This is a genomic window from Furfurilactobacillus rossiae DSM 15814 (genome assembly GCF_000428925.1).
Classification (GTDB): domain Bacteria; phylum Bacillota; class Bacilli; order Lactobacillales; family Lactobacillaceae; genus Furfurilactobacillus; species Furfurilactobacillus rossiae.
In genome coordinates, this window is record NZ_AUAW01000035.1 from 1 (window position 1) to 9,352 (window position 9,352).

The following is a 9,352-nucleotide window of genomic DNA, read 5'->3' on the forward strand; positions in this document are numbered from 1 at the left end:
TGACTTACGTGTTATGCACAGGGTTCTGGGCGACAGGTGCACGTTTTAGAGAGAGTGATGCCGAAGCCCGGGAGAAACCGAGCAATAACGGGTAATACGAGGTATTCGGTGGGTTTGCGAATGCATTGGCTTACGTGTTATGCACAGGATTCTGGGCGGCAGGTGCACGTTTTAGAGAGCATGCCGAAGCCGCCCGCACCCCTCCTCAATAAAGTAAAATTCAATCTCAAAAGGGTTCCAAGCACCGTTAGCGTTTGCTAATGATGTTTGGAACCCTTATTTGTGTCAATTTAGTTAGGATTGTTTTCTGATCTTTTGGACCTGACTAACTGGGATTGTCCGGGCCACACTGTGTTGATTGTTAGCACTGTTAGGAAAGCCCATTGTTTCGGCCACAACGTACAAGGGACGTTCACGTGACTGATTGAACACGCGGCCGAGATATTGCCCCAGAATGCCGATACTGAGCAGCAGTAGGCCACCTATCAGCAGGTCGACCGCCAACAGGAGTGTCGTTCCGGTAAAACCTGTCCAGATAGCTGCAATTAAGGTGAGGACAGCAGCCGCACATAGCAATCCGCCTGTCCAATTTGCAAACTTCAAGGGTAGGTTTGAAAACGATGTGATACCATCCATCGCTAAGCGAATCATCTTGCGAAGCGGGTATTTGGAGACACCTTCTGTGCGTGGTTGGCGTTCGTATTCCACCGCGGTTTGTTTGAAACCGACCCAACTGACCATGCCGCGAACGAAGGGTTCATCCTCATTCATGCGTTCGAGGACGTTGACCACTTTGCGATCCATCAAACGGAAGTCACCGGTGTCAACTGGAATGTCAACGTTTGTGATGCTGTGTAGAATGCGATAGAAGGCTTTAGCCGAGACTTTCTTGAACCAGGATTCACCATCGCGTTGTTGCCGTTTGCCATATACTACATCAGCCCCTTGATGCCAGGCTGACACCATGTCGGCAATAACAGCCGGTGGGTCTTGCAAGTCTGCATCCATGACCACGACGGCCTGCCCAGTAGCGTAGCGAATACCTGCTGTAATCGCTAGTTGATGACCAAAGTTGCGGGAGAAACGGACAAGCCGCATTTCTGGATGGAAGGCGATTGCCTTACGAATTTTATCCGTTGTTGTGTCATTTGAACCGTCATCAACGAAGATAATTTCGTAGCGCTCAGGTTGTTGGCTGACAAACCCTTGAACGGTTCGAATCGTCTTCATAATGAGCGCTTCTTCGTTGAAAACGGGCATCACAATAGAAATGAGTTGATTTGAAGTATTCGTCATGGTTGTCATCCTCCTTAGTTCAGTTTGTACAACGTACCGCCGTTGCCACCCATGCCACCAGTACTTGGCTGACCCTGTTTGGACGAACCAGTTTTGCTGGACGGCTTTTGCGACGGTTTGGTCATTTTCTTGGCCGTTCCAGACGTTTTCTTTGTGGCTGATGGTTTTTGAGCACTACCAGGTTTCTTTGTTCCTGATGGTTTCTTCATGCCAGATGGCATTTGACCACCAGGTTGGCCACCTTGAGTACTGCCCGTTGGCTTAGTCGTCTTTTTGCTGGCGCTGCTGATTGTTTTGCCTTCTGATGTGCTTGTGGCACCCATCATGGAACTAGCACTTGTACCGCCGTAAGTTTTGGCGCTTATCTTGGTACCGTGTTTCTTAACCCAGTTCACGATGCTACCACTAGTACTCTTGCCGGCGACGTAGAAGTATTTGACCTGACCGGCCTTGACCAGTTGTTTAAACTTGGCAAGCGAGATTGCATTATCGGTACCGTTGAAACCACCAATCGTCATCACTGACTTACCGGTTTTGATAATATAGGGCGCGGCTGTACCTGAATCCATTGTGGCAAACAGATATTTGGCGTTGCCGTTGTGTTTTTCGAGATACTTAATCAGTTTGGTATTTGCGGATTCGTTACCCATACCACCGCTGTTACCACCACTCGTCAATAAGTCGGGGCCAGCTGTTGGAATGGCAGCCGATTCACCAGCAATAGTTGGTGTTAATGACCAGAATCCTGGCGCAAGTGACAGCAAGGCAATCGCAAACGTACTGGTAACGGCGACCTTACGCCAGCTCGTGAATACGAAAGCAATCAACGCTGCTGTAATGACAGATCCGCCAGCAATAAGCCAGCTTAACCACGGATAGTAACTGTAAACGTACCATGCTTGCAGTGTTGCTGTGGCGAGTAGTCCGAAGGCGAAGATGTATCGCTGCCAAGGCTGACGCCCTTCTCTGACGGATTTTACAAACGTGGCAATGCCGATTCCACCCAGAACGGCAAGTGGTGGTGCGAGCATAATCATGTAGTAGGGGTGGAAGAAACTAGCGATACTGAAGAATCCGGCAACTGGTACGAGCCAACCAGCCCAGTACCAGAGCTGTTGTTGATTACGCGTTGTTTGCCACCAGCGTTTCTTACGGTCGGATTCATATAGGTAAGCGCCGACTAAGCCGGTAAGTGCTAGCGGGAAGAACCAACTGACCTGACCGCCAAGTGCTTGCTGGAACAAACGGAATGGGCCTGCGCTACCGATGTTGAAGGCACCGCCACCACCACCTGCACCAGCACCGGTTCCTTGTTTGCCACCAGTCATGCCAGTTGGCGCGCCGCCTTTGGAACCACCAGGCATCTGACCACCAGACTTTTTACCCGTTGGCGCCACGCCTTTAGTGCCGGTCTTTGATCCTGAGGGTGGGGTGCCCGTTTTGCCCATAGTACCCGTTGACGCCTGACCAGATTTGCCTTTACTGCTACTGCCCATGCCTGGGAAGCGACTACCGGTTCCGGTCGATTGACCGAGCAAACGTTGTGAACCGTTGTAACCAAAGGCTAAGTTTAAAACGGAGTTCGTTGATGAACTGCCAATGTAGGGTCGGCTACTCTTGTTGGTTGAGTCAACGGCGACTGGCCAGGCTAACGTGAAGACTGCTAAGGCAATCGTTGCCATCACCAGATGGACTATTTTTTTCTTCCAGCCAACCGTACTGGCAATCCAGTAGAAGAAATACATCGCGGGTAGTAGCATAAACGCCTGCAACATTTTGACGTTGAAGGCAACGCCAATAAGTGCAAATGAAAGGATTACGAGCCACGTTTTCCGTTTGGCAACGGCACGTTGTAGAAGGAAACCTGCGAGTAATAGGAAGAAGACTAACGTCGCATCCATGTTGTTGGTCCGCGAATCGGCCACGACAATTGGTGTGATCGTCATGAAAAGTGCTGCTAAATTACCTGCCAAACGCCCAAAGTAAGGTTTAACCATGGCGTAGATCAGACCGACCGAGCCAATTCCAAACAGGACGGACGGTAGCACGACACTCCAGCCGTGAACGCCGAATATTTTGGCACTGATTGCCATGAACCAGAGTGCAACCGGTGGTTTATCCACCGTAATAAAACTAGCCGGATCAAAGCTGGCATACCAAAAGGCCTTCCAGCTCTTTGTCATGCTGACGATTGCGGCCGTGTAAAAATCGTTGGCCTGGCCGGCCTCCCAGATATTCCAACCGTAGAGTCCGGCAGCGAGGACAAGAATGGCGACTAACCACCAGTCCCATCGTTTAACAAACTTACGCATAAGGTCACTTCCTATCGTTTAGTTTCAAACAAGAACGCGTGATTAATAATTGCTTGAACATTGTTGATTACGATAGACCTGCTTGCATAAATATGACTTAAGCGAAACTAAAAGTGAACTTAAAACGGGTATACCAACGCTTTATTGCTAGGAGCCGCATTGTTGCGCCAACGAGGGACGCCGTTTCGTGGGACCGGTCTCAGCCTCCTTAAAACCGGCGTCTTCAACCTCGATTTTGAGCCACAAACCGTCTTAAAAGTCGTCCTGCAATACTAAGTGGATAAAAACCATCCACAAAGTATTGCGCTCACGAAACTCTGTCCCTCACTGGCTCCACAACGCTAGGGAGTTTAAAATGGTTGAACAAATATAGTAGCTGACTGACGCTTGCGGTTATCGACATTGAAACTCCGACATGGGACCGGTTCAAGCCTCGTAAAGAGTCTTTCCGACCGTCCGTGGCCTAAATTCGGAAGTTCGTCGAATTTAGGTCACTTTCATGTCTTGGTTTCAATGTCGACGCCCTTCAGCTCATATTGAAGTTAACTGGGTAATTTATGTTTTCACCCAAAAATGTAGATAAAAATGTTTATTACCCATGATGCTGATTATTATTCACTTTTGAAAAGTGGTATTGAAATTGTAGGGTGGTTAGGTGCACCTGTTTTAAAGCCAGAGTATCTCACTTTGTTTAAGGCAAAGGCACAGTTGTGAATTTAAAGTTAGATCGATTTGGCCGGAATCCGCGTAAGTCAAAAGAACTTGTAATCCAAGCATTACAAAACCTAATTCAATAACAAATTGCCAAGACGCAACTTACCTTTTATGAATACAATCCGCTACTTGAATGCGAATATAAGGACTTAAGAAAGCGGTAGATACCCTCACAATCGAGAGTACCTACCGCTTTCTTAAAATCATAATTTAATTATCTTACTTCTGGTTAACCTTAACAATCAGTACATCAACATCTGCGTTGCGGCTGACATAGTTGGTAACAGAACCAACCATCAACCGTTCAACAGCGTTCAAGCCGGTCGTGCCCATGACGATCAATTCGCTACCATGGTCGTGAGGGAATTCACGCGAGATAACAGGTTTTGGATTACCAAAACGAACGTGGATGTCGACATCTTTAACACCAGCTTTTTCAGCCTGTTGTTTCAAAGATTCCAAACGGTTTTGAACGTCTTCAACCAACCGGTAGATGACATCGCCACTTACAGCGCCACCATAACTGTCCGAGAATTGGTTAACCTCCAAAACGTTCAGGATGTCTAGGTGCGTATCGTTGCGTTTGGCAACCTCAATTGCCTTTTCCAGAACTGGTTCAGTGGCTTTCGAACCATCAACTGGGGCAAGAATATTTTTGTATTGCTGTAACATCGCTGTGTGCCACCTTTCTATCAATCAGGAACTCTACTGCTTTTGCCTTATCCTTATTATACCTTTTATCAGTCATAATGTAAGCGATTTACTAATTTATGGGCACTAAATGTAAACTTATTTGGTTGCCAATAATTAATGACCTGGTCAAATGAAAGGTAATATTCAACATTCAGAAAGTTTGTGAAATCACAAAACGAAACACTGTCAAATTAACGATTGTGTCCGCTTTCAGAAAGTGCTAACATCATTGGTGAAAGCGTGATTCATCTATTTATAAGTTGATACAAACCGCTGTACTGGGTGAATCACCAATAAAAAAGATGCTTAGGGGGATTTAACGTTATGTACTATGTTTCGATGAAATCGCACAACATTGGCGAGAACTTAGCCACCGAGCAATATTTGATGAACAACAAGAAGTTTGATGAACCGTTATTACTATTCTACTATGAGGAACCATGTATCATCGTTGGTCGTAATCAAAACACTCAGGAAGAAATTAACCAGAAGTACGTTCAAGAGCACAACATTCGGGTAACCCGTCGGCTGTCTGGTGGCGGTGCCGTTTATCAGGATTTAGGTAATTTATGTTTCAGCTTCGTGGTGGACTCAAACAGTGAAGAATTTGGTGATTTCAAATCTTTCACAAAGCCAATCGTAGATGCCTTACACAAAATGGGTGCGACAACCGCTGAAGTTTCTGGTCGTAACGACATTCTCGTTGATGGCAAGAAGTTTTCTGGGAACGCGATGTACACCCGTAATGGGAAGACATTCTCACACGGTACGTTGATGCTTAACGTGGATCTTGATGTTGTGACGCATGCACTTAATGTGCCAGAAGATAAGATTGCTTCAAAGGGGATCAAGTCCGTTCGTTCACGGGTTACCAATTTACGTCCATACTTGGACAAAGAGTATCAAGATATTGATGTCCCAACGTTCCGTGATATTTTATTGAAAGAATTGTTTAACGTTGACGACCTCGCTGACATCAAGGACCGTGAAGTCAAGGTTACTGATGATGATCAGAAAGAAATCGACAAGTTGTACGAACAATATTACAATAATTGGGACTGGGTTTACGGTAAGTCACCAGAATTTACGGTAAAGAAGCGTCAGCACTTTGATTACGGGACGATTGATGCACGTTTGAACGTTGATGATGGTAAGATCAACAACATCAAGTTCTACGGGGATTTCTTCGGACCAGAAGATGTTTCTGCACTGGCTGACAAACTGACGGGCGTGAAGTATGACCGTGATGATTTAGCATCTGCTTTGGCAGACGTGGACCTGGCAAAATACTTCGTCGGCATTTCGAAAGAACAATTGGTCGATTTGTTGGCATAGAAAGGTTTTTGTCTAGATGAGAGATGTACGTGTCGTCAGCCTGACGATTGCTTCCTGGATTTTCTACACGATTGTGAATGCGGGGGTGTACTTTGGCTTTGGCAAGAGTGCGAGCCAGCAGTGGCCACATTTTCTGGCAAACGAAGGCATCATGTTAGTCTTCGTCGCTATCCCTGTCATTATGTTTGCACTTAACTGGCGGTTTTCAGTATATCCGCAGTCTTTCGTTCTGATTATTTTGACAGCTGTGCTACTCTTAGCGGTGGTACAGACGTTTACGGGCCACGGGGTGGTTTTCATAAACGTGATGATCGATCTGTTTGCGGTAATTGGTTTAATTACCAACTTCGAAGCCTTTGTGGCGGGCGCACGATTCCGTCGCAACTACGAGGAAAACAACCGCATTTGGGTCGAACGCAAAGCAAATAAACAAGCGAACGGGAGAAAATAACCATGGAAGAAAAAGTTGCCGATTTTTTACAGGCATTGCAAGATGAAACGTATGTGGCAACCTCATCCACAACCACGTTTGACAAACTGAATGATGATCCAGAAAGCGTCATGGCTGACAGTATTGCCTTTGCACAGAAACAACTAGCAGCCGGTAAATTAATTCAAACACGGGTTGATATCACCGGCTTCCACGATGTTGAAATGAATGTTCGTTTAGAAAGTTCATTGATCAATTTGCCGTTTGCCTACGCGAATGAGATTGATAAGATGCTTGATCCTGACGATGAACGTGAAGTAAATCTGTATATGATTTTCGATTCGCCAGCCATCAATGTGTCCAAGATGCGAATTGATATGGCCAGTTCTGTTCAGGCGTTTTTAGACGATCCAGATTCCGTGAGTGCCAAAATTACTGACTGGCTTCGTGAACAGGTTGAAAAGCTGGAAACGGCTGACGCTGAAAAAGAGGCCGAGGATTAGTTTTCACAATTAAATAAAGGTTTCAATTGCGGCGAGTATTAGTGAAAAGTGGTCTTTCACCGATACCCGCCGTTTACATAAGGTGGGCTTGAAAAATGATAACAGCTTTTTTAAAAGGTGATCCCGAGATGGCTGAGGGGATGGCCGCATACATGAAGAACAAATTTTTGTTTGCTGGGGTTAAGTCACCAGAACGCAGGCAACAGGAACATACGTTGCTGATTGATAGTAAGCAGTTAACGCTGTCGGCATTGAGACGGCAGTTTGCGACACTATACGCGCTGCCAGAGCGTGAGTATCAATATGCTGCCATTGATATGATGCAGCATAACGTCACTCGGCTGACACAGGATGAGTTAGCGTGGCTGAGTGACTATATTACGGTTAAACCTTGGTGGGATAGTGTCGACGCTATTCGTGGCGTAATTGGCCGCGTTGTCAAACGTCATCCAGACTGGTTAGCAGAAGTTGGTTCATGGTATAAAGAAAAGCCTGACTTCTGGCAACGCCGGGTGGGCATTATCTTGCAGTTAGGCTTTAAAACGTTAACGGATGAAGCGTATTTAAGTGAGATGATGCTGGCCGATTTAGCGACCGACGAATTTTTTATTCAAAAAGCGATTGGCTGGTCGTTACGGGATTACAGTAAGACAAATCCGGATTGGGTACGTCAATTCATAGCTGACCATCAATCCAAGATGAGTTCATTGGCCGTCCGTGAAGGGAGTAAATATCTCAATTAAGGTCACGAATCGCATCAACCCATTCACGCACAAACCGGACAACCTCGTGAAGGATAATCGGTAGCAACGCAATACCAATGCAGATAAACGTAAAGTAGTTTTTGACAAACTGTGTTTTGCCGAAGAAAAAGCCCGCCAGCGTGGCGATTAAGATCCAGGCCACGACGCCAATCGTGTTGAATAGATGAAATTGGCGTTGATCCATCTTAGTTTCGCCGGCAATGAGCGGCATGAAAAGGCCGACAATAGGAACAAACCGTGCGATAATTAGAAAACTACCCCCGTACTTCTCAAAGTAGACTTCAGATTGAGACAGTCGCTTCATGGTTTTACTTTGCGACTTACCCTCATCGCGTTTTTGTTGAATATGTGCGTCGGCGCGCGCTTTCATGCGAATACCGGTGTGGTATTTGATGGTCGATCCGACCAGTGTCATCACCACAAAACCAATCAACAAGAGGTAGATGTTGAGTACCGAAGACCGGTTCGCAGAGATTGCTCCGGCGACAAACAGCAGCGACTGCGCTGGTAAGAATGAGAATAACAGGTAGGCACTTTCTAAAAAGAGGACAGTAAATAACACCACATAGCCCCAGTAATTAAATTGGTTGGTCCATGGCACTAAAAAGGATAGTGGATGGAAAATAAATTCAAGTACCCACGCCAGGCGGGTGGAAGTCAGGAAGTTTGTCATAGTAGTCTTACTATACTTGCAAACGACTAGAATGCCAAGCAAAGAGGGTACGTCGTGGGCAAACTTTGTTGGACATCTTGCTAAACGGAGGTGTTATAATGACAACGTAAAAAGGATGCCACTGGTGATGGCATCCTACCGATCCGCAAAAGCGGTGGCGCTAGATGATCAACGAGCAATCGTCAACTGTCCAAAGTTGAGACGACTGCTCGTTTTTTTACGTTAACAGCAGGCCTTAATGACTGCTATTAACTGAACGACCAAGTGAATGATTTATTGTCACATGAATCATCCACTTGTACTGACCCTTTTTAGGATGAACATGTTATAATGACAACGTAAAAAAGGATGCCACTAGTGATGGCATCCTACCGATCCGCAAAAGCGGTGGTGTGAACGATCAACGAGCAATCGTCAACTGTCCAAAGTTGAGACGACTGCTCGCTTTTACGTTAACAGCAATCCATAATGACTGCTATTAACTGAACGACCAGTGCAAGGAGGGCCACAACGAACATGGCAAACTCCAACACTAGCTGCAGTGCATCCTTTACGGACACGAGGTAACTCCTTTCCATCAGATTCTGCGGCAATACGGTAAAAAATTCTTACCCCATTAGCACCATCTTCTT

The 9,352-nt window shown here is 46.1% G+C and carries 9 protein-coding genes; 4 read left to right on the forward strand and 5 right to left on the reverse strand.

Features of this window, described 5'->3' with window-relative positions:
- Positions 1 to 294: 294 nt before the first annotated feature.
- From G400_RS0112900 to G400_RS0112915, 3 genes are all read right to left on the reverse strand, one after another.
- A complete protein-coding gene (locus tag G400_RS0112900) occupies positions 295 to 1,296 on the reverse strand; it encodes a glycosyltransferase family 2 protein (protein ID WP_017261549.1) in 1,002 nt (333 codons plus the stop codon).
- Positions 1,297 to 1,310: 14 nt separating this feature from the next.
- Positions 1,311 to 3,608 (reverse strand): glycosyltransferase family 39 protein, encoded by a 2,298-nt coding sequence (locus tag G400_RS0112905; RefSeq protein WP_017261548.1) that lies wholly within the window; start codon positions 3,606 to 3,608, stop codon positions 1,311 to 1,313.
- 933 nt (positions 3,609 to 4,541) lie between these two features.
- Positions 4,542 to 4,994 carry a universal stress protein gene (locus G400_RS0112915; RefSeq protein ID WP_017261546.1) on the reverse strand — a complete coding sequence of 151 codons (453 nt, stop codon included), beginning with the start codon at positions 4,992 to 4,994 and terminating at the stop codon, positions 4,542 to 4,544.
- 345 nt (positions 4,995 to 5,339) lie between these two features.
- Here G400_RS0112915 and G400_RS0112920 point away from each other — a divergent pair, with 345 nt between their 5' ends.
- The 4 genes from G400_RS0112920 to G400_RS0112935 all read left to right on the forward strand — a co-directional run bounded on the left by G400_RS0112920 (position 5,340) and on the right by G400_RS0112935 (position 8,026).
- Positions 5,340 to 6,350, forward strand: a complete 1,011-nt coding sequence (locus G400_RS0112920) for a lipoate--protein ligase (RefSeq protein WP_017261545.1) — start codon at positions 5,340 to 5,342, stop codon at positions 6,348 to 6,350.
- A 16-nt stretch (positions 6,351 to 6,366) separates the two neighbouring features.
- Positions 6,367 to 6,801: a hypothetical protein gene (locus G400_RS0112925; protein ID WP_017261544.1), complete on the forward strand. Its 435-nt coding sequence runs from the start codon at positions 6,367 to 6,369 to the stop codon at positions 6,799 to 6,801.
- A gap of 2 nt (positions 6,802 to 6,803) precedes the next feature.
- Entirely contained in the window at positions 6,804 to 7,283 is a 480-nt protein-coding gene (locus G400_RS0112930; RefSeq protein ID WP_017261543.1) for a hypothetical protein, read from the forward strand.
- 95 nt (positions 7,284 to 7,378) lie between these two features.
- Positions 7,379 to 8,026, forward strand: a complete 648-nt coding sequence (locus G400_RS0112935) for a DNA alkylation repair protein (RefSeq protein WP_017261542.1) — start codon at positions 7,379 to 7,381, stop codon at positions 8,024 to 8,026.
- On the opposite strand, the gene G400_RS15455 is transcribed toward G400_RS0112935, so the two are convergent.
- Together G400_RS15455 and G400_RS16700 are read right to left on the reverse strand one after the other, a co-directional pair.
- The gene (locus tag G400_RS15455; RefSeq protein ID WP_042655388.1) at positions 8,019 to 8,720 is read right to left on the reverse strand and encodes a VTT domain-containing protein; all 702 of its coding nucleotides are present in this window, start codon (positions 8,718 to 8,720) and stop codon (positions 8,019 to 8,021) included. The genes G400_RS0112935 and G400_RS15455 overlap by 8 nt on opposite strands.
- Positions 8,721 to 9,172: 452 nt before the next feature.
- Positions 9,173 to 9,298, reverse strand: coding sequence for a putative holin-like toxin (locus tag G400_RS16700; RefSeq protein ID WP_155827240.1), 126 nt, complete (start codon positions 9,296 to 9,298; stop codon positions 9,173 to 9,175).
- Positions 9,299 to 9,352: the final 54 nt, after the last annotated feature.

Coding starts and splice junctions, on each gene's coding strand:
- G400_RS0112900 (WP_017261549.1), bottom strand. CDS start 1,296: ATGACGAATACTTCAAATCAACTCATTTCTATTGTGATGCCCGTTTTC.
- G400_RS0112905 (WP_017261548.1), bottom strand. CDS start 3,608: ATGCGTAAGTTTGTTAAACGATGGGACTGGTGGTTAGTCGCCATTCTT.
- G400_RS0112915 (WP_017261546.1), bottom strand. CDS start 4,994: ATGTTACAGCAATACAAAAATATTCTTGCCCCAGTTGATGGTTCGAAA.
- G400_RS0112920 (WP_017261545.1), top strand. CDS start 5,340: ATGTACTATGTTTCGATGAAATCGCACAACATTGGCGAGAACTTAGCC.
- G400_RS0112925 (WP_017261544.1), top strand. CDS start 6,367: ATGAGAGATGTACGTGTCGTCAGCCTGACGATTGCTTCCTGGATTTTC.
- G400_RS0112930 (WP_017261543.1), top strand. CDS start 6,804: ATGGAAGAAAAAGTTGCCGATTTTTTACAGGCATTGCAAGATGAAACG.
- G400_RS0112935 (WP_017261542.1), top strand. CDS start 7,379: ATGATAACAGCTTTTTTAAAAGGTGATCCCGAGATGGCTGAGGGGATG.
- G400_RS15455 (WP_042655388.1), bottom strand. CDS start 8,720: ATGACAAACTTCCTGACTTCCACCCGCCTGGCGTGGGTACTTGAATTT.
- G400_RS16700 (WP_155827240.1), bottom strand. CDS start 9,298: ATGGAAAGGAGTTACCTCGTGTCCGTAAAGGATGCACTGCAGCTAGTG.